General features: G+C 72.2%; 24 protein-coding genes and 2 pseudogenes. 15 read left to right on the forward strand and 11 right to left on the reverse strand.

Going from position 1 to position 25,551, the window contains the following annotated elements; translation table 11 throughout:
• Nucleotides 1-90: 90 nt before the first annotated feature.
• Both WBG99_RS26090 and WBG99_RS26095 read left to right on the forward strand, forming a co-directional pair.
• Nucleotides 91-417: a nuclear transport factor 2 family protein gene (locus tag WBG99_RS26090; RefSeq protein WP_338898626.1), complete on the forward strand. Its 327-nt coding sequence runs from the start codon at nt 91-93 to the stop codon at nt 415-417.
• Between the two features lie 58 nt (nt 418-475).
• On the forward strand, nt 476-1,477 hold the full coding sequence (locus tag WBG99_RS26095) for an aldo/keto reductase (protein ID WP_338898627.1): 1,002 nt from the start codon (nt 476-478) through the stop codon (nt 1,475-1,477).
• Between the two features lie 302 nt (nt 1,478-1,779).
• Here WBG99_RS26095 and WBG99_RS26100 read toward each other — a convergent pair.
• Nucleotides 1,780-1,956, reverse strand: a pseudogene (locus WBG99_RS26100) (3-oxoacyl-ACP reductase); the annotation flags it as partial.
• A gap of 263 nt (nt 1,957-2,219) precedes the next feature.
• On the reverse strand, nt 2,220-3,257 hold the full coding sequence (locus WBG99_RS26105) for a Gfo/Idh/MocA family oxidoreductase (protein ID WP_338898628.1): 1,038 nt from the start codon (nt 3,255-3,257) through the stop codon (nt 2,220-2,222).
• Between the two features lie 99 nt (nt 3,258-3,356).
• Here WBG99_RS26105 and WBG99_RS26110 point away from each other — a divergent pair, with 99 nt between their 5' ends.
• From WBG99_RS26110 to WBG99_RS26125, 4 genes are all read left to right on the forward strand, one after another.
• Complete coding sequence (locus tag WBG99_RS26110) at nt 3,357-4,742, forward strand: multidrug effflux MFS transporter (RefSeq protein ID WP_338898629.1); 1,386 nt, start codon at nt 3,357-3,359, stop codon at nt 4,740-4,742.
• A complete protein-coding gene (locus WBG99_RS26115) occupies nt 4,703-5,872 on the forward strand; it encodes a serine hydrolase domain-containing protein (protein ID WP_338898630.1) in 1,170 nt (389 codons plus the stop codon). The genes WBG99_RS26110 and WBG99_RS26115 overlap by 40 nt, the downstream gene beginning before the upstream one ends.
• A gap of 400 nt (nt 5,873-6,272) precedes the next feature.
• Complete coding sequence (locus WBG99_RS26120; RefSeq protein WP_338898631.1) at nt 6,273-7,277, forward strand: small ribosomal subunit Rsm22 family protein; 1,005 nt, start codon at nt 6,273-6,275, stop codon at nt 7,275-7,277.
• A 95-nt stretch (nt 7,278-7,372) separates the two neighbouring features.
• Nucleotides 7,373-7,846, forward strand: coding sequence for a GNAT family N-acetyltransferase (locus WBG99_RS26125; RefSeq protein ID WP_338898632.1), 474 nt, complete (start codon nt 7,373-7,375; stop codon nt 7,844-7,846).
• 148 nt (nt 7,847-7,994) lie between these two features.
• Here WBG99_RS26125 and WBG99_RS26130 read toward each other — a convergent pair whose 3' ends face one another.
• Nucleotides 7,995-8,210: a DUF6243 family protein gene (locus WBG99_RS26130; RefSeq protein ID WP_338898633.1), complete on the reverse strand. Its 216-nt coding sequence runs from the start codon at nt 8,208-8,210 to the stop codon at nt 7,995-7,997.
• 96 nt (nt 8,211-8,306) lie between these two features.
• On the opposite strand from WBG99_RS26130, the gene WBG99_RS26135 reads away from it, so the two are divergent.
• Nucleotides 8,307-8,936, forward strand: coding sequence for a TetR/AcrR family transcriptional regulator (locus WBG99_RS26135; RefSeq protein ID WP_338898634.1), 630 nt, complete (start codon nt 8,307-8,309; stop codon nt 8,934-8,936).
• Nucleotides 8,937-9,148: 212 nt separating this feature from the next.
• Nucleotides 9,149-9,901, forward strand: a complete 753-nt coding sequence (locus WBG99_RS26140) for a bifunctional DNA primase/polymerase (RefSeq protein WP_338898635.1) — start codon at nt 9,149-9,151, stop codon at nt 9,899-9,901.
• A gap of 59 nt (nt 9,902-9,960) precedes the next feature.
• Here the strand turns inward: WBG99_RS26140 and WBG99_RS26145 are convergent, their stop codons facing one another.
• Entirely contained in the window at nt 9,961-11,019 is a 1,059-nt protein-coding gene (locus WBG99_RS26145) for a hypothetical protein (protein ID WP_338898636.1), read from the reverse strand.
• Nucleotides 10,976-11,137, reverse strand: a pseudogene (locus tag WBG99_RS26150) (iron transporter); the annotation flags it as partial. The gene WBG99_RS26145 and the pseudogene WBG99_RS26150, both read right to left, overlap by 44 nt.
• A 289-nt stretch (nt 11,138-11,426) precedes the next feature.
• Here WBG99_RS26150 and WBG99_RS26155 point away from each other — a divergent pair.
• Complete coding sequence (locus tag WBG99_RS26155; RefSeq protein WP_338898637.1) at nt 11,427-12,071, forward strand: PhzF family phenazine biosynthesis protein; 645 nt, start codon at nt 11,427-11,429, stop codon at nt 12,069-12,071.
• A gap of 93 nt (nt 12,072-12,164) precedes the next feature.
• Here the strand turns inward: WBG99_RS26155 and WBG99_RS26160 are convergent, their stop codons facing one another.
• Nucleotides 12,165-12,833, reverse strand: coding sequence for a biliverdin-producing heme oxygenase (locus WBG99_RS26160; RefSeq protein ID WP_338898638.1), 669 nt, complete (start codon nt 12,831-12,833; stop codon nt 12,165-12,167).
• Nucleotides 12,834-13,054: 221 nt separating this feature from the next.
• The gene (gene map / locus WBG99_RS26165; protein ID WP_338898639.1) at nt 13,055-13,912 is read right to left on the reverse strand and encodes a type I methionyl aminopeptidase; all 858 of its coding nucleotides are present in this window, start codon (nt 13,910-13,912) and stop codon (nt 13,055-13,057) included.
• Nucleotides 13,913-14,011: 99 nt separating this feature from the next.
• Between map and WBG99_RS26170 the strand changes: the two genes are divergently transcribed.
• The 3 genes from WBG99_RS26170 to WBG99_RS26180 all read left to right on the forward strand — a co-directional run bounded on the left by WBG99_RS26170 (nt 14,012) and on the right by WBG99_RS26180 (nt 15,650).
• Complete coding sequence (locus tag WBG99_RS26170; RefSeq protein ID WP_338898640.1) at nt 14,012-14,254, forward strand: hypothetical protein; 243 nt, start codon at nt 14,012-14,014, stop codon at nt 14,252-14,254.
• 411 nt (nt 14,255-14,665) lie between these two features.
• On the forward strand, nt 14,666-15,382 hold the full coding sequence (npdG, locus tag WBG99_RS26175; protein ID WP_338898641.1) for an NADPH-dependent F420 reductase: 717 nt from the start codon (nt 14,666-14,668) through the stop codon (nt 15,380-15,382).
• 13 nt (nt 15,383-15,395) lie between these two features.
• Nucleotides 15,396-15,650, forward strand: a complete 255-nt coding sequence (locus tag WBG99_RS26180; protein ID WP_338898642.1) for a hypothetical protein — start codon at nt 15,396-15,398, stop codon at nt 15,648-15,650.
• A gap of 12 nt (nt 15,651-15,662) precedes the next feature.
• Here WBG99_RS26180 and WBG99_RS26185 read toward each other — a convergent pair whose 3' ends face one another.
• Nucleotides 15,663-16,460 carry a site-2 protease family protein gene (locus WBG99_RS26185; RefSeq protein ID WP_338898643.1) on the reverse strand — a complete coding sequence of 266 codons (798 nt, stop codon included), beginning with the start codon at nt 16,458-16,460 and terminating at the stop codon, nt 15,663-15,665.
• A gap of 361 nt (nt 16,461-16,821) precedes the next feature.
• Between WBG99_RS26185 and WBG99_RS26190 the strand changes: the two genes are divergently transcribed.
• Nucleotides 16,822-20,106 carry a BTAD domain-containing putative transcriptional regulator gene (locus WBG99_RS26190; protein WP_338900495.1) on the forward strand — a complete coding sequence of 1,095 codons (3,285 nt, stop codon included), beginning with the start codon at nt 16,822-16,824 and terminating at the stop codon, nt 20,104-20,106.
• Between the two features lie 142 nt (nt 20,107-20,248).
• Here WBG99_RS26190 and WBG99_RS26195 read toward each other — a convergent pair whose 3' ends face one another.
• From WBG99_RS26195 to panB, 3 genes are all read right to left on the reverse strand, one after another.
• On the reverse strand, nt 20,249-21,064 hold the full coding sequence (locus WBG99_RS26195) for an ABC transporter permease (RefSeq protein WP_338898644.1): 816 nt from the start codon (nt 21,062-21,064) through the stop codon (nt 20,249-20,251).
• A complete protein-coding gene (locus WBG99_RS26200; protein WP_338898645.1) occupies nt 21,061-22,080 on the reverse strand; it encodes an ATP-binding cassette domain-containing protein in 1,020 nt (339 codons plus the stop codon). The genes WBG99_RS26195 and WBG99_RS26200 overlap by 4 nt, the downstream gene beginning before the upstream one ends.
• A 131-nt stretch (nt 22,081-22,211) precedes the next feature.
• Nucleotides 22,212-23,078, reverse strand: coding sequence for a 3-methyl-2-oxobutanoate hydroxymethyltransferase (panB, locus tag WBG99_RS26205; RefSeq protein WP_338898646.1), 867 nt, complete (start codon nt 23,076-23,078; stop codon nt 22,212-22,214).
• 190 nt (nt 23,079-23,268) lie between these two features.
• On the opposite strand from panB, the gene WBG99_RS26210 reads away from it, so the two are divergent.
• Nucleotides 23,269-24,846 (forward strand): MFS transporter, encoded by a 1,578-nt coding sequence (locus WBG99_RS26210; RefSeq protein WP_338898647.1) that lies wholly within the window; start codon nt 23,269-23,271, stop codon nt 24,844-24,846.
• A 40-nt stretch (nt 24,847-24,886) separates the two neighbouring features.
• On the forward strand, nt 24,887-25,522 hold the full coding sequence (locus WBG99_RS26215) for a TetR/AcrR family transcriptional regulator (RefSeq protein ID WP_338898648.1): 636 nt from the start codon (nt 24,887-24,889) through the stop codon (nt 25,520-25,522).
• Nucleotides 25,523-25,551: the final 29 nt, after the last annotated feature.

Consider the following 25,551-nt stretch of genomic DNA (forward strand, 5'->3'; position numbering starts at 1 on the left):
CCGGGCCGCCCGCGCGCCCGTTCGGGTGGCGCCGTGGCCTCGCCGCGCTTCCGGTGGCGTACGTGTCCGAACGGTGTGAGGCTGACCGCCATGACGATCGCACCCGCCAAACTCAGCGACCCGGCCGTCCGGGCCTTCGTCGCCGCGGTGAACGCCCACGACCAGGACGCGTTCTTCGCGCTCCTCACGGAGGACGCGACCATGTCGGACGACGGCTCCGACCGGGACCTCGCGGACTGGACCGACCGGGAGATCTTCTCCTCGCGCGCCCACATGGAGGTCCGGCGCGAGTCCGACGGCGGCCGTTCGCTGATCGCCGACTACCGCAACGACACGTGGGGCGAGATGCGCACCGCCTGGCGCTTCACGGTGTCGGAGGACGGCAGGATCAGCCGGTTCGAGACGGGCCAGGCCTGACGACGGGCCCCAGGGGGTCTTGCCTTCGTGCGCACTCCAACTCCTAGGGTCCCGGGGCATGGAGACGAACAGCCACACGCACACACGGCGGCTCGGCCGCAGCGGTATCCAGGTCAGCGCCCTCGGCTTCGGCTGCTGGGCGATCGGTGGCGAATGGCAGGCCCCCGACGGGCAGCCGCTCGGCTGGGGGACGGTGGACGACGAGGAGTCCGTACGGGCGATCCACCGCGCCCTCGACCTCGGCGTCACCTTCTTCGACACGGCCGACGTGTACGGCACCGGCCACAGCGAACGCGTGCTCGGGCGCGCCCTCGGCAAGCGCCGCGCGGACGTCGTCGTGGCGACCAAGTGGGGCAACCTCTTCGACGAGTCCACCCGCACCGCCGACGGCCAGGACGACACCCCGGCCCACGCCCGCCGCGCCCTCACCGCCTCCCTCGACCGCCTCGGCACGGACCACGTCGACCTGTACCAGCTCCACCTCTCCGACGCAGACCCCGAGCGAGCGGCCGAACTCCGCGACACCTGCGAGGAGTTCGTGCGGGAGGGCCTGATCCGGGCCTACGCGTGGAGCACCGACGACCCGGGCCGCGCCGCCGTGTTCGCGCGGGGAGCGCACTGCGCGGCCGTACAGCACCGCCTGAACGTCCTGCAGGACGCGCCCGGACTCCTCGCGCTCTGCCAGGAGTCCGACCTCGCGAGCATCAACCGCAGCCCTCTCGCCATGGGCCTGCTCACCGGCAAGCACACCGCCGGGCGCGCCCTGGCGGCCGGTGACATCCGCAGCGCCCCGCCCGCCTGGCTGCCGGGATTCACCGCGGATGCCGGTGCCGACCCGGAGTGGCTCGGCCGGGTCGAGGCGCTGCGCGACATCCTCACCAGCGAAGGCCGCACCCTCGCGCAGGGCGCTCTCGCCTGGATCTGGGCCCGCAGCCCGCGGACCGTCCCCATCCCCGGCTTCCGCTCGCCAGCCCAGGCCGAGGAGAACGCGGGCGCTCTCGCGAAGGGGCCGCTGACCGCGGACCAGGTGGCCGAGGTCGACCGGATCCTGGGCCGCTGACCCGCCCCGATCGCCGTCGGCCGCGGCGGGCAGCCGTTCCGCGCTCCGGTGCTCACCTCGCGGTCCCACGCGAGGTCCGCCCCCACCCGGACCATGGAACGGCTGCCGCTCCCCCCTCGGGTTGGCCGCGGAAGCCACCGTCTCCAAGTGTGAAGCTCTCGTGGAGACGCGACATGAGCATATGTCTGCCACGTGCTCGAATGGCCCGGAGTGAAGCCCTCCGTTTGTGCAGATTGAGTCCTGCGCGAGTGGCGCCGGCACTCGTATGGCCGTGCCCTGCGGCGTCTTCGCGGCAGGGCACGGCCGCGTCCGACGTACGGCGGCGTCGTCGTCGCCGTCGCGAACCGCACGTTCGCCTCCAGCGGCAGCTCCGCCATGTGCCGTACGGTGCGGGCCACGTCGGTCGCGTCCGTCACCGGCTCGGGTACGAGCTGCCCATGGGGCTGCGGGACCCCTTTCGCCATGCGCTCGGTCATGTCATTCATGCGCTCGCAGCGCAGGGGAGGCGGCGCGCCCGGCCGCGCGGGAAGGGGGTCCGCCATCCGGATCTCACCATCCCGCCATCTGACTGTTGCACCTCCCCGCGGCGGGAGCCGCAGCCGCCGCCCCGCCCGACGCGCGGCGGATCACCGAGAACCCCTTCCCCCGAGTTCCACCACACCGTGGACCGTGCCGTACGTGACACGACCGGGGCCGGGATCTCGACCGGGCGTTGTTCGCGGTGGAGGCGGCAGGCCGGGGCTCACGCCGGTGTAACCGCCAGTAGCTCGCCCCGACGGTCGTCCTCGCCGGGATAGCGCACGCCGACGCGGTCCCGGATCGCGTCGAGCGTGCGCATCACGGCGAGGGTGCCGTCGAGGGGGACGAGCGGGGACTCGGTCTCGCCGGCGCTCAGGGCCCGCATGACCTCGGCGGCCTCGTGGCGGAGGCTGTTGCGGGGGCCGTCGGCCGGGTCCGCGGCGAAGGCCTGCGGCTCGCGGCCGTCGCGGTGCAGGACGAAGTGGTCCGGGAAGAAGAATCCGGACGGGATGTCGATGCGGCCCTCGGAGCCGGTGACCGACGCGGAGGTCCCCGTGCCACCGACGATGGAGCAGTGCACCGAAGCGATGGCACCGCTCTCCCACGAGAGCAGTGCTCCTGTCTGGAGATCGACGCCCTCGTCGGAGAGCACCGCTCTCCCGGTCACGTCCGACGGCTCCCCGAGCAGCAACTGCGCGAACGACACCGGGTACACACCGAGGTCGAGCAGCGCGCCCCCGCCCTGCGCAGGATCCCGCAGCCGATGCGACGGAGGGAAGGGGCCCGCGAGCCCGAAGTCGGCCTGCACGGTCCGCACTTCACCGATCACACCGTCCCGCACCATCTCGGCGAGCCGCCGCACCAGCGGATTGCAGTACATCCACATGGCCTCCATCAGGAACCGCCCGCGCTCCCGCGCCAGCGCGACCAGTTCCTCCGCCTCCCGCACGTTCAGCGTGAACGCCTTCTCGCACAGCACGTTCCGCCCCGCCTCCAGACACATCCCGGCGGCGGCCCGGTGCGCCGAGTGCGGGGTGGCGACGTACACCACATCGACCTCCGCGTCCGCGGCGAGCGCACGCCAGTCGCCGTACGCCCTCGGTATCCCGAACCGTTCCGCGAAGGTCTTCGCCGAGTCCCCGCTCCGCGAGGCCACCGCCACCACCTCGGCGTCCGGCAGGTCGACGAGGTCGGCCGTGAAGGCCGAGGCGATCCCCCCGGTCGCCAGGATCCCCCACCGCACACGTCCGTCGTTCGCCATCGCCACCCCTGTTCTCGTCCCCGGGCCGGGACTGTGACCCCGCCCACGTCGTACGAGCTGAGAGCATAGGTGGCGGACCGAACGCAGAGGGAGGGGCACATGCCCGAGGGGCACATACCGGGCTCGGCACCGGCCGAGTCGAACACGGCGGCGGCACAGTACGCGCAGCCGGACACGGCGGCGGCACAGTACGCGCAGCCGGACACGGCGGCGGAACAGCGGCCGTCGCGGCAGCCGGAACAGCCGAAGCCGAACGCCACCGCTCTCCGCCGTACCGGCCTTCTCGTCACCCTCATCCTCGGCGGGCTCACCGCCACGCCGCCCCTGGCGATGGACATGTACCTCCCGGCCCTGCCGGAGGTCACCACCTCCCTGCACGCCCCCGCCGCCACCGTCCAGCTGACCCTCACCGCCTGCCTCGCCGGCATGGCGCTCGGCCAGCTGCTCATCGGCCCGATGAGCGACCGCTGGGGCCGCAGGCGCCCCCTGCTCCTCGGCCTCGCCGTCTACATCGTCGCCACCGCCCTCTGCGCCCTCGCCCCGACCGTCGAGACCCTCATCGCCTTCCGCGTGGTGCAGGGCCTCGCCGGCTCGGCCGGAATCGTGATCGCCCGCGCCGTGGTCCGCGACCTGTACGACGGCGACGCGATGGCCCGCTTCTTCTCCACCCTGATGCTGGTCTCCGGGGTGGCCCCGGTCATCGCGCCGCTCATCGGCGGGCAGGTCCTCCGGGTCACCGACTGGCGGGGCGTCTTCGTCGTCCTGACGGTCATCGGCGTCGCCCTGCTGGCGGTCGTGTGGGCGAAGCTCCCCGAGACGCTCACGCCCGCCGACCGCCACGGCGGCGGCATCGGCGAGACCCTGGGCGCGATGCGCGGCCTGCTCGCCGACCGGATCTTCATGGGCTACGTCCTCGCCGGCGGCTTCGCCTTCGCCGCCCTCTTCGCCTACATCAGCGCCTCCCCGTTCGTGATCCAGGAGATCTACGGCGCCTCCCCGCAGACGTTCAGCCTGCTCTTCGGCGTCAACTCCGTCGGCCTCGTCATCGTCGGCCAGGTCAACGGCAGGATCCTGGTCGGCCGGGTGAGCCTGGACAAGGTGTTCGCGGTCGGCCTCACCATCGTCACCCTGTCGGCGACCGTGCTGCTGCTGATGTCCCTGGGCGTCTTCGGAGAGGTGGGCCTGGCCCCGGTGTCGGCGGCCCTCTTCGTCCTGATGTCCGCGATGGGCGTCACCCTCCCCAACACCCAGGCCCTCGCCCTCATGCGGGTGCGCCACGCGGCGGGTTCCGCGTCGGCCCTGCTGGGTACCTCGTCCTTCCTGATCGGCGCGATAGCGTCCCCCCTGGTGGGCGTCGCGGGCGAGGACACCGCCGTACCCATGGCCGTCGTCCAACTCTCCGCGACACTGGTGGCCGCGACCTGCTTCGTGGCACTGTGCCGTCCTTGGACCAGGCATACGAAGGCGGAGGGAGCGGAGAGCTGAGCGCGCCGAGACTGCGCACGGACACCCCGGAACGGGCCGGGCTCGACCCCGAGGAACTGCGCCCTCTCGTACGAGAGGTGCGCGCGCTGACCGAGGGTGACCGCCCCCGGGCCCCCGCCGCCGTCGTACTCGCCGGCCGCGGCCCCGTCGTCGCCGTCGAGGAGGCGGCGGGCTGGGCGGTCCGCTACGAGGCCTACGACGAACACACCGACGCGGGAGTGGAGTTACCCCCTCGGTCCCGCGTGCCGGCCACCCCGGACACCCCCTTCGACCTGGCCTCCCTCACCAAGCTCTTCACCACGGTGGCCGCCGTCCAGCAACTGGAGCGCGGCACCCTCGGCATCGACGCCGAGGTCGCCGCCTACCTCCCCGACTTCACGGCCGCCGCCGCACACGGCCTCACCGTCCGTCACCTCCTCACCCACACCTCCGGCCTGCGCCCCGAACTCCCGCTCCACGCCTGCCCGTCCCGGGAGGCCCGGCTGGCGATGCTGCGCTCCGAGGCCCCGACGGCACCACCCGGCACGGCGTACGCCTACTCCGACCTGAACCTCCTGCTCCTCCAGCACGTCCTGGAGCGCCTGACGGGCCGGGGCCTGGACGCCCTCGTCCGCGAGGGCATCACCCACCCTCTCGGCATGACGGCCACGGGCTTCGGCCCCTGCCCGGCCGCGGCGGCGACGGAGGACCAGCGCCGTCCCTGGGCCAAGGCCGACCGGGGCATGCTCCGGGGCGACGCCCACGACGAGAACGCGTGGTCCCTCGGCGGTGTCGCCGGCCACGCGGGCCTCTTCTCGACGGCCCGGGACCTGGCGGTGTTCTGCCGCACCCTGCTGGCCGGCGGCTCCTACGGCCCCGCCCGCATACTGGGCCCCGACTTCGTCGAGTTGATGCTGACCCCGCCCGGTCTGGGCTTCGCTCTGGACCAGCCCTGGTTCATGGGGGAGCTGGCGGGCCGGGGCGCGGCCGGCCACACGGGCTTCACGGGCACGTCGCTGGTCCTGGACCAGGCGACGGACACTTTCCTGATCCTGCTCACGAACGCGGTCCACCCCCGCCGCCGGGACCCGGTCAACGCGGCGAGGGCGGCGGCGGGGACGCGGGTGGCACGGGCGGTGCGCGGAATGTGAGAGCCGGCCGACGGGCCGGGCCGAACGCCGCGGCCGAACGCCGGGCAGCGGCTCAGAGAGGACGGGTGCCGGCTCAGAGAGGACGGGTGCCGGACGGGGCGGTGCCGGACGGGGCGGTGCTCCCCGCGCCGCGCTGCCGCACCGGGACGATCACGCCGACACCCCCGTGCACGACCGTCCCGTCCGGCACGCACGCCCACCGGTCCAGCAACTACGCCACGACGCCGGGCGGTTCGGCGAGCCACACCGTCCTGGGCCCGCCCTCCCGCTCGACCGTGCTCCGTGCGAACGCGCCGGGTGTCTCGATCATCCCGGCGCCCTACGCGCCGGGCGCCCGCACCGGGGCCGGAACCGGGGCCGGAACCGGGGCGCCCTGCCGCCCCCCTCGTAGAATCGCCACGTGAACGCCCCTGCCTCCTCCTCGGCCGACATCCTCCGCGCCGCCCTCGCCGGCCTCCTCGACGGGCTTCCGCCGAAGTCGGCCACGCGGGCGGTGGAGCGGCTCATCGCGAACTACCGGGGGCGGACGCCGACGGACGCGCCGGTGCTGAGGGACCGGTCGGACGTGGTCGCGTACGCGGCGTACCGGATGCCGGCGACGTTCGAGGCGGTGTGCTCGGCGCTGGAGGCGTTCGCGGCGGCCGTGCCCGGGTGGGCGCCCGGCAGTCATGTGGACGTCGGCGGCGGTACCGGCGCGGCGACGTGGGCGGTGAGCGCGACCTGGGAGGGCGGGCGGCCGGTGACGGTGCTCGACTGGGCGGAGCCGGCGCTGGCGCTGGGGCGGGAGATCGCGGCGGCGAACCCGGAGTTGCAGGCCGCCGCGTGGCAGCGCTCTCGTATCGGATCGGCGCTCACCATCGAGAGCGCTGATCTCGTCACGATCTCCTACGTCCTCGGCGAACTGACCGACGCCGACCGCACCGCCGTCGTGGACGCGGCCACGGCCGCCGCCCAGGCCGTCGTGATCATCGAACCCGGCACCCCCGACGGCTACGCCCGCGTCATCGAGGCCCGCGCCCGCCTCGTCGCCGCCGGCTTCCACGTCGCCGCCCCCTGCCCGCACAGCGCCGCCTGCCCCATCGTCCCCGGCGAGGACTGGTGCCACTTCTCCGCCCGCGTCAGCCGTTCCTCCCTGCACCGCCAGGTCAAGGGCGGTTCCCTGGCGTACGAGGACGAGAAGTTCAGCTACGTCGCCGCCACCCGCTTCCTCCCGGACCCGGCCCCCTCCCGCGTCGTCCGCAAGCCCCAGATCCGCAAGGGGCAGGTCCTCCTCGACCTCTGCGCGGCCGAGCCCGCCCTCACCCGGACCACCGTCACCAAGCGCCACGGCCTCCGCTACAAGGCGGCCCGCGACGCAGAGTGGGGCGACGCCTGGCCGTCGGCCGGGGACGCCGACGCGCTCTGAGCCGCACCCCGCGCACCCCCCGCACCGACCTGTACCGACCCGCGCCGACCGTAAATCGCTTGCGGCCCCGACGCCTTCCGGCTATCTCATCGATCATGACAACCACCCCGCACCTGGACGAGATAACCCCGGCCAACCTCGACGCCGCGGTCGACATCCGCGTCCGCCCCGACCAGGAACACCTGGTGGACCCGGTCGTGAAGTCCCTCGCCGAGGCCTACGTCCACCCCGGCGTCGCCTGGCCCCGGCTCATCCGGGACGGCGAGCGGGCCGTCGGGTTCCTGATGGCCTTCTTCGACATCGACTGGACGGGCGACGGCACAGGCACCGGCATCCGCTCCGGTCTCTGGCGGCTCAACATCGCCGCCGGCGAACAGGGGCGGGGCTACGGCCGTTTCGCCGTCGAGTCCGTGGCCGCGGAGATCCGCCGTCGCGGCGGCACCCGGCTCCACGTCACCTGGCACCCCGGCCCCGCCGGCCCGGAGGCCTTCTACCTCGGCCTCGGCTTCCGCATGACCGGAGAGACCAGCGGGGGCCAGACGGTGGGCGTGCTGGACCTGACCGGATGACCGGCCGCCTCGGTCGCAGCCGCCTGGGTTCACCGAGAACGGCTGAGCAGACCGGAGGCCTCGCCTTCCCAGCGGTCCAGCCCCGGAGCCGCTGGAGCGGCGGTCCGCCCCGCCGAAGCCCCTACGGGCCTTGGCGGGGCGGACCCGCTCAGGTTCGCGAGGGCGTGTCGGTCGTACGGGCACCGGCCGTACGCCCTTGCTGCCGTTTCTCCTGGAGCTTGCGCAGCAGCTCCCGCTTCTGGGCCTGGGGGTCGAGGCCGCCGCCGACGCGGCCGTTCGCGTTGCCGCCGCGCAGGGCCTCGCGGCCGAGTTTCCGGCGGGCGCCGCCCACGCCCAGCATGTTTCCTGCACCACCTCGGGTCATGGCAGTCTCCCTTGATGCGACGATACGGTTCGTCTCGTTGACGGTCTCCACCGTGAGGCGAGACGTACCGTCTTGTCAAGCTGGTAGATTCGAAGCATGACCCACAAGACCGCCCCCGATTCCGCCCGCCGCAGTGAGAAGTCCCGCCGCGCCATCTACGACGCCGCCCTCACCCTCGTCGGCGAGGCCGGCTACCAGAGGACGACCATCGAGGGCATCGCCGCCCGCGCCGGCGTCGGCAAGCAGACGATCTACCGGTGGTGGTCCTCGAAGGGGGAGGTGCTGCTGGAGGCCTTCCTCGACCTGCAGGAACAGGCGGCGGAGCAGGCCGCGGGGCCGGGGCGGGAGACCGTGGAGTACGGCATCCCGGACACCGGCGATCTCGCGGCCGACCTCAAGAACGTCCTGCGGGCCACCGTCGACGAACTCCTCGATCCGAAGTTCGAGGTCCCCTCCCGTGCCCTCGCCGCCGCCGGGGTGGTCGACGAGAGGCTCACGAAGGACTTCGTCGCCAAGCTTCTCGAACCGCAACTCCAACTCTACGTCCAGCGGTTGAAGGCCGCCCAGGACGCGGGGGAGGTGCGGCCGGACATCGATCCGCGCATCGCCCTCGAACTCTTCGTCGCACCGCTCGCCCAGCGCTGGCTCCAGCGGACGGCACCCATCTCGTACGACTACACGGACACCCTGGTGGACTACGCCCTCCACGGCCTCGCGCCCCGTTGAGCCGGTCAACTCGCCGCCCGAATGTGACCGAACCGACCAGGTGGAACCTGCGGGCGGGCCGAAAATCAGCTCAAAGCACGGAATAGCCCACCATCTCTGCCCGCACTCCGGCATCGCCCCGCCCACCCCCGATGTGGGCTCCGGCCACCCGGGGCGCGCGATGGTGGGAGCATGGGGCATGCTGTCCGCACCACAGCGAGGCGAGGGGATTGATGAGCGCGACGTTCGGCGGCCGGAGCGGTCGGCAGGGCAAGATCTCCGAGTGGCTGCGCGCCCGTCGCACGAGCCGCCCGCTCGACGGGACCCCCGACGCCGTCGGCCGTGAGGAGCTGCTGCTCGCCGCCGCCGCTGCCGGACTCCCGCTCGCGCCCGCCGCGTACCCTTCGGACTACCGGTGTTCCTGCGACCGCGTCGGCTGCCCCACCCCCGCCCGGCACCCGGTGTCGTTCGCCTGGCAGACGCAGTCCACCACCGACCGCGCCCAGATCGAGCGATGGGCCCGGCACCAGCCGCAGGCCAACTTCATCACCGCGACCGGCATGGTCCACGACGTGCTCGACGTGCCGCTCGCCGCCGGGCAGGAGGCTCTGGAACGGCTGCTCGCCTCCGGGATCGAGGTGGGTCCCGTCGCCGAGGTCGAGTCCGAGTCCGACGACGGACGGCTCCTCTTCTTCACCCTCACCCGGGGCACACCCGAGGACGAGGACGAGTGGTGGCCCTGCGAGCTGGACTGCCATCCGGAGACCATGGACGAGCATCCCGGGCTGCGCTGGCACTGCCGGGGGTCCTACGCCCTCGTACCGCCGGCCCGACTCCCAGGTGACCTCGCCGTGCACTGGGTACGCGGCCCCGAGCACCCGCTCCCGGACCCGCTGACCCTGCTGGAGATCCTCACCGACGCCTGCTCACGCCACGTGGGCGAGGGGCCGGACCACACGGACGCGGCCTGGCCCCTGCGCGGCTGACCGGCACCACCCGGCAGACCTGTGGGGACACCGGCCAACTCCCGGCCGGGCCCGGGCGGTCACTCGCCCTTCGCCCCCGTCAGCCCGCCCACCCGGCTCAGGACCTTCACCGGCTGGTCCGACTCGGTCCTCGCCGGATCCAGGACCGCCTGGTTGTTCACGAACTCCAGCATCAGCGACTCCCTGGGCTCACCCGTCATCAGCGCCCGGACGGCCGGGTCGTTCACCGGGATGTCCACGCCCTGCGCGGCGGTCTGCTTCTGGTAGTGGCGGGTGGTGAAGAAGACCAGCGCCCCGCCGTCCGTGGTACGCAGACCGACCGGCGCGTAGTCGCCGTTGGTCAGGGACTCGTCGACGTACTGCCGCGCGATGCCCGGCTTCTTCGCGTTCTTCCGGCGTTCGGCGCGCTCCTCGGAGGTGTACGGGCCGTCCGCGAAGAGGGCGCTGTCCTCCTTCAGATATGTCACGTACTTGTCGGGCAGTTCCGCCGGCGCGACGGAGAGTTCGGGGTCGTCGGGCAAGACCACCTGCGCGTAGCCGTTCTCGTCCTTCTTGAACTCGGGCACGTCGGCGGCGGGCACGATCGTGAGGAAGGACACCTCCCACAGATCGGTGAGGCCGTCCCGGGTGAAGACGAACAGCCAACGGTCCGTGGAGCGGCCCTTGTTGGCGGCGGCGTCGGCCAGGAACCAGCGCGGCCAGGCCGCCTTCTCCGGGATCGTGTACGTGACGTCGGTCAGCTCCAGCGCCACGTGGTTCGGGTTGCCGCCCGGGTTGATCCGCGCCCCCGAGCGCAGCTTGCCGCCGTCGATGTCGGCGAGCGCGCCGGTCACCCGGGAGGCGTCCAGGGACTGGTCGTACGCCTTGTCCGCCTTGTTGTACGCGGTGGTGAAGTCCTTCAGCGCACGCGCCGCCTCCGCCTGTGTCGCCGCAGGCACGACCTCCAGGTCGCCGCGGACCACCACACACCCGCTCGCCGTCAACGACAGCGCGGTCACGGCCGTGGTCAGCAGCGCGCCGCGGCCGTACGCGAGCAGTCCGAGGAACCTCCCGCGCGTACGAACCGGACCAACCTCACGAAGCCACCGTGGGCTCCGGGCCCCGCGAACCCTGCTCATCAGGAATCTTCACCTTCCCCTTCCCGGAGGCGAACCCTACCGGGGCGAGGAACGGCGCGAACGCCGGGATCGGGTACGGGAGCCGGACCGTGACGTGGAGGACCGTCGGGCCGGGCCGGGCCCCCGGCGTGGCCGACGAGCTCCCGGCCGACGCCGAGTCGGACCGGCACACCGGTCAAGAGCAAGCGGCGAGGCCCGTTCCGACGGTCACGAACCCCGTTTCTCGGGTGCCGGTCCCGTACGGCCGACCCGCCTGCCACGTCGACCGGTGCGCGGGCGGCAGGCGGGGAGTCGTACCCCTGCGCCGCCTCTCCGCACGGCCCACGACCCGTTCCCCTTCCGGTCGTTGACCGGTGGTGCGGTGGCCTGGGACGACCTGGCGGCCCGGGTGATGTTTCAATGCGGGAGTGACTGACTTCGATGTGCTGCGGGTGTTCTGCGGACCCCGCGGCGGATACGGCAACGAACTGGGCGTCGTCCGCGAGGGCTCCGTGCTGCCCGACCGCGCCGAGCGCCAGGAGTTCGCCGCCAAACTCGGCTTCAGCGAGACCGTGTTCGTCGACGACCCCGAGCGCGGTGTCATCGACATCTACACCCCCACCCTGCGCCTGCCCTTCGCCGGCCACCCCTGCGTGGGCGCCGCCTGGCTCCTCGACGTTCCCGAACTGATCACCCCGGCCGGGCAGGTCGGGGTGCGGCTGGACGGGGAGTTCAGCTGGATCGAGGCCCTGCCGGAGTGGGCCCCGCCCCGCGCGTTCCGCCAGTACGCCTCCGCCGCCGAGGTCGACGACCTCCGCGTCCCGCCGCCCGGCGAGTGGATCTACGCCTGGGCGTGGGAGGACGAGGCCGCCGGCCGCGTCCGCGCCCGCGCCTTCCCCGGCCGCGACGACGGCATCGACGAGGACGAGGCCACGGGCGCGGCGGCCCTGCAACTGACGGCCCGGCTGGGCCGCGCCCTCAACATCACCCAGGGCGCGGGCTCCCAACTCCTGACGGCCCCGCAGCCGCATGGGTGGGTGGAGGTCGGGGGGCGTGTTTTCCTGGAGCGCTGAGCACGGGGCGGGCCCGCGGTGTCAGGGGCGCGGGGAACCGCGCGCCCAGCCCCCACGAACCCGCGGCGAACGAACGACCCGCCCGCCGAGCGCTCACGCACTCAGCGGAAACTCCTCCCCCAGAGCGAGAAAGACCGCGGTGTTGAGCGCGAACGCCCGCTTGCACTCGCTCACGATCCGCTGCCTCTCCAGCTCGTCGGCCCGCACCCGGTCCAGCAGCTCCCGGTAACCCCGCTTGAACGCGGCCGGGTTGGTGATCTCCTCGAAGACGTAGAAACGGACCCCGTCGCCCTTCTTGGCGAAGCCCCACGTCTTCTCGGCCCGGTCGCGGATGATCTGGCCGCCGGAGAGGTCGCCGAGATACCGCGTGTAGTGGTGGGCCACATAGCCGCCGGGCCAGCCGCGCGCGCACTCGGCGACCCGTTCCGCGTACGCCTCGGTCGCCGGCAGCGCGGTGAGCGTCGAGCGCCAGCCGGGGCCGCGCAGATGCTCTAGGTCCCGCTCCAGCGCGGTCAGCCGCATCAGCTCGGGCTGGATGAACGGCCCGGCGACGGGGTCGCCGGCCAGCGCCGGCGCCGCGCTCTCCAGTGCCTCGTACACGAACCACAGCTGCTCGGTGTACCGCGTGTACGCCTCGACGCCGAGTTCGCCGCCCAGCATGTCGCCCATGAACGTCGTGGTCTCCGCCTCGGTGTGCTGCTCGTGCGAGGCGGTGCGGATGAGCGTGGAGAACGCCGTGTCCGATGTGACCGACGCGTTCATGAAGGCCTCCGGTGCCGAGAAGGGATGGACGAGAACCTGCCGTCGTTTTGTGGTCAGGTTCACCTAAGCCAACAGGTTGCCGACCCCCTGTCGGTAAAACCGTACCCCGAATCCTCACCGTTCCCACCTGGAATGCGCGCAGGACGAAGCCCGCCCCGCGGCAGAGCCGGAGGCGGGCTGGAGGGGAGCGGGCTGAGGCGGGGGCCCGGAGAGGTCGCGGGCTACGGCAGCGTGAGGATCTCCGCGCCGCTCTCCGTGACCACCAGCGTGTGCTCGAACTGGGCGGTGCGCTTGCGGTCCTTCGTCACGACCGTCCAGCCGTCGTCCCACATGTCGTAGTCGTACGACCCGAGTGTGAGCATCGGTTCGATCGTGAACGTCATCCCGGTCTGGATCACCGTCGTGGCGTGCGGGGAGTCGTAGTGCGGGACGATCAGCCCCGAGTGGAACGACGAGTTGATCCCGTGCCCCGTGAAGTCCCGCACGACCCCGTACCCGAACCGCTTCGCGTACGACTCGATGACCCGCCCGATGATGTTGATCTGCCGGCCGGGCTTGACGGCCTTGATGGCACGGGCGAGGGACTCCCGGGTCCGCTCGACGAGAAGCCTCGACTCGTCGTCCACGTTCCCCACCAGGTAGGTGGCGTTGTTGTCACCGTGGACGCCGCCGATGTACGCCGTCACGTCCAGGTTGACGATGTCGCCGTCGCGCAGCACGGTCGAGTCCGGGATGCCGTGGCAGATGACCTCGTTGACCGAGGTGCACAGCGACTTGGGGAACCCCCGGTAGCCGAGCGTCGACGGGTAGGCCCCGTGGTCGCACATGTACTCGTGCGCGACCCGGTCCAGCTCGTCCGTGGCGACCCCGGGAGCGATGTGCCTGGCCGCCTCGGCCATCGCCCGCGCCGCGATCCGGCCGGCGATCCGCATCGCCTCGATCGTCTCGGGTGTCTGCACCTCCGGCCCGGTGTACGGAGTCGGGGCGGGCTTGCCCACGTACTCGGGTCGACGGATGTTTCCCGGGACGGTGCGGGTGGGGGAGAGCTTCCCCGGTGCGAGCAGCGACTGGCCAGACATGGCAGCGAGTTTAACCAGCTGTGGTGGGGGACCATGTCGGTGGCGGAGCGGCGGTGGATCGGCCGCGATCGGTGGTGACCGGTGAAAGGATCTCGACTCATGCCCCTCTTCAAACGGCGCACGGTCGGCAAGCCCGGCGAGTGGTTCTACTGCCTGGAGCACAGGAAGGTCGAGGAAGGCCCCGACTGCCCCGCCAAGGACCGCATGGGTCCCTACGCCTCCCGCCACGACGCCACCCGAGCGATGGAAACCGCCCGCGATCGCAACGCGGACTGGGAGAACGACCCCCGCTGGCACGACGCCCCCGCCGAGGGCCGGGACGACGACCGGCCCGACGACTGACCCGCCGCGCGGCGGTGAACTGCCCCGCCCACCCCCGCTTCCATTGGCCGGCCCGGTGGGAGAGGGCGGTCGCGCGGGCGGTGCGGAGCGCGCGGCCTCGCGAGGGCGTCTCGCCGGTCGCCGCGCCGGCGGGGTGCCGGGCGGTGTCGAGGCCGACGTCGGGTTCGGCGGGCACCGCCGGTGCGCCGTAGGCAATCGTCGACGGGCCGCCCCCGCGTACTCCGTCTCGTACGCGTCGGCGAGGAGACGGTCGAGCCGCTCCACGACGGGGGCGACTTCGGCGTGTACGAGACGATCACGTTCCGCCGGATCCCGGTCGCAGGGCTCGCCCGAGCCGGACGCCCGGGACCACGCTCGCCCGACCGCCACCCACGCCCACGACGGCGACAGGCGCGCACGTACAGTCGGCCCATGACCTCTACTGACAGTGCACAGCAGCCCACCGCGAAGGCCCCGGCAAAGGACCCCTGGGACCTGCCGGACGTGTCGGGACTCGTCGTCGGCGTGCTCGGGGGGACCGGGCCGCAGGGCAAGGGCCTCGCCTACCGTCTCGCCAGGGCCGGCCAGAAGGTGATCATCGGATCGCGGGCCGCGGACCGCGCACAGGCCGCCGCCGAGGCGCTCGGGCACGGGGTCGAGGGCGCCGACAACGCGGAGACGGCGCGCCGCAGCGACATCGTGATCGTCGCCGTGCCGTGGGACGGACACGGCAGGACCCTCGAATCGCTGCGCGAGGAACTGGCCGGCAAGCTCGTCGTCGACTGCGTCAACCCGCTCGGTTTCGACAAGAAGGGCGCCTACGCGCTGAAGCCGGAGGAGGGCAGTGCCGCCGAGCAGGCCGCCGTCCTGCTGCCGGACTCACGGGTCACCGCCGCCTTCCACCACCTCTCCGCCGTACTCCTCGAAGACCCCGAGATCGAGGAGATCGACACGGACGTGATGGTGCTCGGCGAGGTGCGGGCCGATGTCGAGATCGTGCAGGCGCTGGCCGGCCGCATCCCCGGCATGCGCGGCATCTTCGCCGGCCGGCTCCGCAACGCCCACCAGGTCGAGGCCCTGGTCGCCAACCTGATCTCCGTGAACCGCCGCTACAAGGCCCACGCGGGCCTGCGCCTGACCGACGTGTGAGCCGCCCTCGGGCATGGGGGACACTGGACGCCGTACCACCTCGTCCGACCGTCGACTGTCCTGTCAGGAGCCGACCCCCATGCCCCGCCTCGCCGTCTACGCGCTCATCGTCTGTCTCCTCGCCGTCACCGCCGCCGTGGTCTCCTTCGCCCGGGGCAGCTGGCTGGGTGTGGTGTGGGTGCTGATGGCCGGACTCTCGTCCAACATGGCCTGGTACTACCTGCGGAAGGCGAAGGCGGAGGCGGGGCGCCGGACCGCCACCGGCTGAGGCGCGCGGCCGTCACGGCAGGGTGAGGCACACGTCACTGTCCTCGCTCCAGAAGCGGTAGAGCCAGTAGCCGCAGTCGGACAGTTGGTCCTCGATCCCCAGGCCCCGCATGAACGTGTCGATCACGTCCCAGAACACGACGTTCACCCCCGGGATCCACAGCACCGCGAAGACCAGCAGCAGACCGAAGGGCGCGAGCGGCTCCACCTGGCGGCGGATCCGGTACGACAGCCAGGGCTCGATGACGCCGTAGCCGTCCAGGCCGGGAACCGGCAGGAAGTTCAGGAGGGCCGCCGTGACCTGGAGCATCGCGAGGAAGGCCAGGGCGAACAGGAAGGCCGCCGGAACGCCGTCCGTGACGCCCAGCCAGAAGGGCGCGGTGCAGACGGCCGCGAACAGGACGTTCGTCAGCGGGCCCGCCGCCGAGATCAGGCTGTGCTTCCACCGGCCCTGGATACGGCCCCGCTCGATGAAGACCGCGCCACCCGGCAGACCGATTCCGCCCATGATCACGAAGAGCACTGGGAGGACAATACTGAGGAGTGCGTGAGTGTAGGCGAGCGGATTGAGTGTCAAGTACCCTTTGGCACCGATCGTGATGTCGCCGCTGTGCAGCGCCGTGCGCGCGTGTGCGTACTCGTGCAGGCAGAGCGAGACGATCCACGCTGTGGTCACGAAGAGGAAAACAGCGACGCCCGGGGACGACGCGAAGTCCGTCCACACCGCCCAGCCAGTGACGGCCATGACTGCTGTGATCCCCAGAAAGACCGGGCTGACGCGCTGTCCTCTGATGGCGGTATCAGTGCTCATGGCCTGAGGGTAGCGGTGAGTGCTTCGTGCGCTGAGAGTGTGGGGTCATGGTCAACGCCTCGCTGGGCATGACCCACAGCCCTGGCGAGGCGCTGCTACAGACTGTCGGGAACGCGCAGGATGCACCCGCCCTTGTCGTGAGGGTGGCATCCGACTGTGATGCCCGTCCGTACAACGTCCTTCCTCACCGCGGCGATGTCCATGTCCCGCCATCGCCCGGCGAAGGACTTCCCGGTATTGACGTATGCCCAGTGGTCCGACCCGCATGGCACCACGAGGTTGGTGCCCCCTGTCGATTGGCGACTACTTCTCGGCTCTTCTCCATCCCATAGGCCTGATAGGGCGTGTGGCACCAGGGACAATGGACACCGTGCGCTACCGGATTCTCGGCACGACCCAGGCACTTCGCCCCGACGGCACCCCCGTCCCGGTCGGCGGCGCCCGGCTGCGCGCCCTGCTGACCGTGCTCGCGCTGCGGCCGGGGCGTACGGTGCCCGCGACCGCGCTCGTCGACGAGGTGTGGGCCGGCGATCCGCCCGCCGACGCGCCCGGCGCGCTGCAGGCGCTGGTCGGGCGGTTGCGGCGGGCGCTCGGGGCGGACGCGGTCGCCTCCGCCGAGGGCGGGTACCGGCTCACGGCCGCGCCCGACGATGTCGACCTGCACCGGTTCGAGCGGCTGGCCGGTGAGGGGCTGCGAGCCCTGGCCGACGGCGACCCCGCCAAAGCGGCCGTGGTCCTGGACGACGCCCTCGTCCTGTGGCGCGGCCCGGCCCTCGCCGACCTCCCCGACCGCGAAGCCGAGGCGTCCCGCCGGGACACCCGCCGCCTGGACGTGCTGCGCGCCCGCCACAGCGCCGCCCTCGCCCTCGGTCAGGCCGAGCAGTCCCTGCCCGAACTGACCGCCCTGTGCGACAGCCACCCCCTGGACGAACCCCTCCAGACCCTGCGCCTGCGGGCCCTGCGCGACGCCGGCCGCCCGGCGGCGGCACTGGACGCGTACGAGGACGTGCGGCGGCTGCTCGCCGACCGGCTCGGGGCCGACCCGGGGCGGGAACTGCGCTTCCTGCACGCGGAGTTGCTGAAGCCGGACGACGACAGCCCCGTGTCCGCACCCGCCGCGGACGCCCCGGCCGCCGGCAACCTGCGCGCCCGGCTTACCTCCTTCATCGGCCGCGAGACCGACATCGAGACCATCCGGGGCGATCTCACCGCCGCCCGCCTGGTGACGCTGCTCGGATCAGGCGGGGCCGGCAAGACACGGCTGTCGCAGGAGACCGCCGAGACCGTGCGGCACGCCATGCCGGGCGGCGTGTGGCTGGCCGAGCTCGCCCCGGTCGACGACCCCGCCGCCGTACCGGAGGCCGTGCTCACCGCCGTCGGCGCCCGCGAGACCGTGCTGTACGGCGCCGGCGCCGAGGGCATCCGGGCCGCCGTCGCCGACCGGCTCGACGACCCCCTCGAGCGGCTCGTCGAGCACTGCTCCAGGCCCCGCATGCTGCTGATCCTCGACAACTGCGAGCACGTCGCCGACGCCGCCGCCCGGCTCACCGAGGAACTGCTGGAGCGCTGCCCCGGCCTGACCGTCCTCGCCACGAGCCGTGAACCCCTCGGCGTGCCGGGGGAGTTGCTGCGGCCCGTGGAGCCGCTGCCCGAGCCGGTCGCGCTGCGGCTGCTCGCCGACCGGGGCGCGGCGGCCCGGCCCGGCTTCCGGGTCGAGGACGATCCCGAGGCGTGCGCCGAGATCTGCCGGCGCCTCGACGGCCTGCCCCTGGCCATCGAACTGGCCGCCGCCCGGCTGCGGATGCTGACGCCACGGCAGATCGCCGACCGGCTCGACGACCGCTTCCGTCTCCTCACCTCCGGCAGCCGTACCGTCCTGCCCCGCCAGCAGACCCTCAGAGCCGTCGTCGACTGGTCCTGGGACCTGCTCGACGAGGACGAACGGGACGTCCTGCGGCGGCTGTCGGTGTTCGCGGGCGGCTGCGACCTGCCCGCCGCCGAGGCGGTGTGCGGGCCGGTCGCCCTGGAGGCGCTCGGCTCGCTCGTCGACCGGTCCCTGGTCGTCGCCACGCCGCCGGGCGAGTCGGGCGACGGAGAGATGCGCTACCGCCTGCTGGAGACCGTCGCCGAGTATGCCGCCGAGCGGCTGGACGAGTCCGGGCTGCGCGCCCCGGCCGAGCGCGCCCACCTGACGTACTTCCGCGAACTCGCCCGCACCACCGACCCGTTGCTGCGCGGCCCGGACCAGCTCGCCGCGATCCGCCGGCTGGAGCGGGAGTACGAGAACCTGCGCACCGCCCTGCGCCACGCCGTCGCCCTGCGCGACGAGCAGGAGGCGCTGTGCCTGACGCTGTCCCTCGTCTGGTACTGGCAGATGCGCGACCTGCGCATCGAGGCCCGCAACTGGTGCCGCGAGGTCATGGCCCTCGGCCCCGACCCCTTCACCGAGCCCGTCCGCCGCGCCGCCCCGGTGTGGCAGCGCTGCACCGACGCCCCGCCCCCGATGACCGGCGAGGTCCTCCTGGAGGCGCGGCGCGGTGTCCATCTGGCCCATCTCGCCTGTATGGACACCGAACTGGACGCCTGGCAGAACCCGCGCTCCCAGCAGAAGCTGCGGACCATCTCCCGGACCTACGAGCCCGGCCTGCCGCAGAACTGCCGGATCCCGGGCCTGCTCTGGTTCTTCGCCGTGATGCTGACCGGCGACATGGACCGGCTGCGCGTCATCATGGACGCGTCCATCCGCACCTGCCGGGAGACCCCCGGCTTCGCATGGGAGCTGGCCTCCGGCCTCCAGATGCGGGCCAACTTCCTGGCCAACCGCACCGACTGGGCGGGCGACGCCACCCACGACGCCGACGAGGCGCTGGAGATCTACCAGCGCCTCGGTGACGCCTGGGGCACCGCCGAGGCCCTCTCCGCCCGCGCCGAGGCCCACGAACGCAAGGGCGACCACGTCCTGGCCGCCGCCGACTACGAGGCGGCCATCGCGCACGCCGAACGTGTCGGCGCCCGGGCCCAGGCGGCTGCCCTCGCCGCCCGGCTGGGCAATGCCCTGCTGGAGGCGGGCGAGGGCGAACGGGGTGAACGGCTGCTGCGCGAGGTGATCGACCAGCGCGAGGAGTCGCACAGCGAGGCCCTGCCCGCCGCCCTCCTCTTCCTGGCCGGCTGGCTCGGCATGACGGGCCGCGTCCCCGAGGCGCGGGAGCAACTGCGGCGGCTGCGCCAGGACTTCCGTATCGCCCACTTCATCGTCTTCGACGCGTTCATCCTCGGCGCGGAGGCCTGGCTGGACGCCATGGAGGGGCGCCACGAGGAGTGCCTGGACCTGATCCGCAGGGCGCTGGAGCGGGCCGGCGTCCCGCTCTCGGCGGCCATCGCACCCCATATGCGCGCGGTGTACCTGACCATCGCCGCCGGGTCCCTGGCCGGCCTCGACGGCGGGCACCGGGCCTTGGACGCGGCCCGCTGCCTCGGCGCCGCCGACGCACTGCTGCCGTCCGGGCACGTCGCCGCGCGGCAGGAGCGCGAGGCACGCGAGCAGGCGGAGCGGCGGGCGCGGGCGGTGCTCGGCGACACGGCGTACGAGTCCGCGTACGCGGAAGGTGGTGGCCTCTCCCTCGAGGAGGCCACCGCCCTGCTCTGACGCGATCCGCCCCGCCCGGTCAGCTCTTGGTGCGGAACTTGTGGATCGCGACGGGCGCCATCACCGCCGTGATCGCCACCGACCAGCCCACGGTCATCCGAGGAGGCCACCGCCCTGCTCTGACGCGATCCGCCCCGCCCGGTCAGCTCTTGGTGCGGAACTTGTGGATCGCGACGGGCGCCATCACCGCCGTGATCGCCACCGACCAGCCCACGGTCATCCACAGGTCGTGCGCGACCGGCCCGCCCACCATCAGACCGCGCGCGGCGTCCGCCAGCGTCGACAGCGGGTTGTAGTCGGTGAACGCCTGCAACCAGCCCGGCATCGACGTCGTGGGCGCGAAGATCGACGAGCCGAACTGGAGCGGGAACAGCACCAGGAAGCCCATCGCCTGCACGGACTGCGCGTTCTTCAGGATCACGCCCAGGGTGAGGAACACCCACATGATCGACGAGGCGAACGCCGTGGACAGGGCCACGGTCGCGAACAGCCCCGGCCAGTTCGTGATCTCGAACCCGACCGCGACGGCCACGATCATCAGCACGGCGGTCGCGAACAGCATCCGCAGCAGCTCCACCGAGATCTTCGCGAACAGCACCGAACCACGCCCGATCGGCAGGGACCGGAAGCGGTCCATGACACCGGAGTTGAAGTCCTGGCTGAAGCCGGTGCCGACGCCCTGGGACAGCGTCATGCTCATCATCGCGATCATGCCGGGGATCACGTACTGCACGTACCGGTCCTGCCCGCCGCCCAGCGCCTGCCCGATCGAGCCGCCGAAGACGAACACGAACAGCAGGGTGAAGATGACCGGCATCAGCAGTGCGTCGGCCATCGACTCCGGGTCCTTGCGGATCCACAGCAGGTTGCGGCGGATCAGGGCTCCGGTGTGACGCAGGTGGCCGCGCGGCGAGATACGGGCGCCCGCCCCGGCGTCGTTGATGGTCACGGCGCTCATACGGCGGCCTCCTGAAGGGCTTCGGCGGGCACGATGTCCTGCGGGGCACTGGCACGGTGGCCGGTGAGGGACAGGAACACCTCGTCCAGGCTCGGCAGTTCGGTGGTGATGGCGGAGAGCGTGATGCCGCGCGAGGTGACCGTGCCGACCACGGCGGTCAGCTGCTCGTCGCTGAGGATCGGCACGAGGACGTCACCCCGGTCGGCGTCCACGGTCGTGGTGGCGAGCCCGGTGATCCCCAGATCGTCCAGCGCGGCGGCGAGGGGCCGCAGATGCGCCGGATCGGCCGGGCGGACCCGCAGCGCCCGGCCGCCGACCTTCGCCTTCAGCTCCTCGATGGCACCGCCTGCGATGACCTGGCCGCGGTCCACGACCGTCAACTCGGAGGCGAGCTGCTCGGCCTCCTCCATGTACTGGGTGGTGAGCAGCACGGTGACCCCGTCGCCGACCATGCGCTTCACCTCGTCCCACACCTCGTTGCGGGTGCGCGGGTCGAGCCCGGTGGTCGGCTCGTCCAGGAAGAGCACGGCCGGTCGCCCCATCATCGACGCGGCCAGGTCCAGCCGCCGCCGCATGCCCCCGGAGTACGTCGCCGCCGGCCGCTTGGCCGCCTCGGTCAGCGAGAAGCGCTCCAGCAACTCGTCGGCCCGGCTGCGGGCGTCCTTGCGGGGCAGGTCGAGCAGTCGCCCGATCATGTACAGGTTCTCCCAGCCCGAAAGCTTCTCGTCCACGGAGGCGTACTGCCCCGTGAGCCCGATCACCCGCCGCAGCTGCCGGGGCTGCCGTACGACGTCGTAGCCGGCGACGGTGGCCTGGCCCGTGTCGGGAGCGAGCAGTGTGGACAGGATCCGTACGAGGGTCGTCTTCCCGGCCCCGTTCGGCCCGAGCACCCCCATGACGGTGCCCTCCCGCACATCCAGGTCGACCCCGTCCAGCGCCCTGGTCTCGCCGTAGTGCTTCACCAGCCCCCGCACGGTCACAGCGGCGCCGCCGGTGTTCTTGTCGATTCGCGTCATGTCCCTGACGGTGTCAGCTCCCACCGACAGATCACCGACAGACCGCCGACAGCCCTTGTCGGTGGTCCCGGCAAGGGGACAGCCCGTCGACGGGGGAAGATCGACGGGCTGTCCGTGGTACCGCTATGGCTCTAGTGGACGGAGTGCTCCTCCTGCGGGAACGTTCCACCCACCACATCCTCGGCGAACGCCTTCGCCGCGTTGCCCATGACCGCACGCAGGTCGGCGTACTGCTTCACGAACTTGGGCACGCGCCCACCGGTCAGGCCCAGCATGTCGGTCCACACCAGCACCTGCGCGTCGGTCTCCGGGCCGGCCCCGATCCCGACCGTCGGAATGTGCAGCACCCGCGTCACCTCGGCCGCCAGCTCCGCCGGAACCAGCTCCAGCACCACGGCGAACGCACCCGCGTCCTGGACGGCCTTGGCGTCGCGCAGCAGCTGCGCCGCCGCCTCCTCGCCCCGGCCCTGGACGCGGTAGCCCATCGCGTTGACGGACTGCGGGGTGAGGCCGATGTGGGCCATGACGGGGATGCCGGACTCGACCAGCAGCCGGATCTGTTCGTGGGACCGCTCGCCGCCCTCCAGCTTGACGGCCCCGACCCCGCCCTCCTTGACCAGCCGGGTCGCCGAGCGCAGCGCCTGCACCGGGCCCTCCTGGTAGGAGCCGAAGGGCAGGTCGCCGACGATCAGGGCGCGGCCGGTGCCCCGTACGACGGCCGAGGCGAGCATGGTCATCTCGTCGAGGGTGACGGGTACGGTCGACTCGTACCCGAGGTGGCAGTTGCCCGCGGAGTCGCCGACCAGCATGACCGGGATGCCGGCCTCGTCGAAGACGGAGGCGGTCATCGCGTCGTACGCGGTGAGCATGGGCCACTTCTCGCCGCGTTCCTTGGCGAGGGCGATGTCCCGGACGGTGATACGGCGTGTGCCCTTGCCCCCGTACAGCGCCTTGTTGCCGTCGGAGGGCTTCGTCTGGGCAGCCGCAAGCTGCGTCATGGCTACAGCTCCTTCATGTCATCTCGAGGCACCCTGACGGTGTCCCCGGACCGGTTCCATGGTGGCACCTCGTGCCAGGGAGTGCCAGGGGAGGGCCATGTGGCCGTTTCGGCATGCGACGCGTAAGAGCCGGGTAAAAGATTTTCGATACGAGACGGTCCCGTATCGAAAAAGGTCTAGGGTCGACGACATGACTACCGCAGTTCCCGACTCCCGCGTACCGGCGGCGGTGCACCGGCGCCGCTGGGTGATTCTCGGCGTGCTGATGCTGAGCCTGCTGATCGTGGTGCTCGACAACTCGATCCTCAACGTCGCCATCAAGACGATCTCCACCCCGGAGCCGACCGGCATCGGCGCGACCCAGAGCGAGCTGGAGTGGGCGATCAACGCCTACACGCTGGTCTTCGCGGGGCTGCTGTTCTCCGCGGGCCTGCTCGGCGACCGGCTGGGCCGCAAGAGGGTGCTGCTCGGCGGTCTCGTCGTCTTCGGCATCGGCTCGGCGCTGGCGGCCATGTCGGGCTCGCCGGCCGAGCTGATCGCCTTCCGCGCGGTGATGGGTCTCGGCGCCGCCTTCGTGATGCCCGCCACTCTCGCCGTCCTGATGAACGTCTTCGAGCGCGACGAGCAGCCGAAGGCCATCGGCATCTGGGCGGGCGGCGTCGGCCTCGCCATCGCCATCGGCCCGATCACCGGCGGCGTCCTCCTCGACCACTTCTGGTGGGGCTCGGTCTTCCTGGTCAACGTGCCGATCGTCGTCCTCGCGCTGGGCCTGATGATCTGGCTGGTCCCCGACTCCCGCGACCCGGACCCGGGCCGTATCGACCCCGTCGGCGTGCTGCTCTCCGTCGTCGGCCTGGTGCTGCTCGTCTACGGCATCATCCGGGGCGGCCAGCTCGCCGACTTCACCGACGTCACGGTCCTCGGGACCATCGCGGCCGGGCTCACGGTCCTCGCCGGCTTCGTCCTGTTCGAGAAGCGCAGCGACCACCCCTCCATCGACATCACGTTCTTCAGGAACAAGGTCTTCTCGGCCGCCGTCGGCGTCATCGGCCTGGTCTTCTTCGCGCTGATGGGCGTGACCTTCTTCTCCGTCTTCTACACCCAGACCGTGCGCGGCTACTCCCCGCTGCAGACCGGCCTGCTGATGCTGCCGCTGGCCGTCGCGCAGCTCGTCTTCGCGCCGCGCGCCCGTCTCGCCGTGGACCGCTTCGGCAACAGCGCGGTGTGCACGGCGGGCATGGTGCTGATCGCCGCGATGCTGGCCGCGTTCGCCGTGCTCGACGCGGACACGCCGATCTGGATCCTCGAAGTGATCTTCTTCCTCATGGGAGCGGGCATGGCACACGTGATGACCCCCCTGAGCGTCGTCATCATGCAGGCGCTGCCCCGCGAGAAGGCCGGCTCCGCCTCCGCGCTCAGCAACACCTTCCGCCAGGTCGGCGGCGCCCTCGGCATCGCCGTCCTCGGCTCGGTGCTCTCCACCGCGTACCGAGGCGGCATCGAGGGCGAGCTGCCCGCCGGCGCCCCGCACGCCGCCGCCGAGTCCATCGAGGCCACCCTCGGCCTCGCCGCCCGCCTCGGCGAGCGGGGCGAGGCCCTGGTCGGCCCGGCCCACGACGCCTTCCTGCACGCCATGCACGTGACCGCCCTGTGCGGGGCCGGCGTCGCCGTCCTCGGCGCGGTGGCCATGGCGGTGTTCCTGCCGGGCCGGACACCGACCGGAGAAGGGGACAAGGACGAGCCCGAGTTGGTGGCCGCCGACCACTGACGGGAGAATCGCGCCAGCCCCACGAGAGACGGAGTCGATTTTGAGCCTCGCCGAGAGCCACGCCGGTAACGGGCGGGTCCGGGACCAGAGCCCCGTACGCGGGCGGCCCCGGAGCGAGGCCGTGGAGCGGTCCATCATCGAGGGCGCGATAAGACTCCTGGAAGAGGGCGTGCCGCTCGCGGAGTTGTCCATCGAGCGGGTGGCCCGCACCGCAGGCGTCGGCAAGGCCACCATCTACCGCCGCTGGAGCGGCAAGGAGGCGCTCTTCGTCGACGTACTGCGCGCCGCCGAGCCCCCGGACCCGGTCCTGCCCGGCACCTCGATGCGCGACGACCTGGTCGTCCTCATGGAGGCCGCACGCCAACGCGGGCTGCTCAACCGGCCGTCGGCGATCCTGCACAACGTCATGGCCCAGATGAAGAGCAGCCCCAAGATCTGGGACGCCTACCACGCCGAGGTCGTCGCCCCGCGCCGCCGACGCCTCGCCGAGGTGCTGCGCCGGGGGCGGGACAACGGCGAACTCCGCGCCGACGTCGACATCGACCTCGCCGGTGATCTGGTCTTCGGCCCCATGCTCGTCCGCACCGTCATGCGCCCGGACTCGGCCCTCCCGGAGGGTCTCGCGGAGACCATCGTGGACACGGTGCTCGAAGGGCTTCGCGCTCCCGCGAAGTGAGTCACAGTGAATGTGCGCGTTTCGTTACA

Source organism: Streptomyces sp. TG1A-60 (assembly GCF_037201975.1).
Classification (GTDB): domain Bacteria; phylum Actinomycetota; class Actinomycetes; order Streptomycetales; family Streptomycetaceae; genus Streptomyces.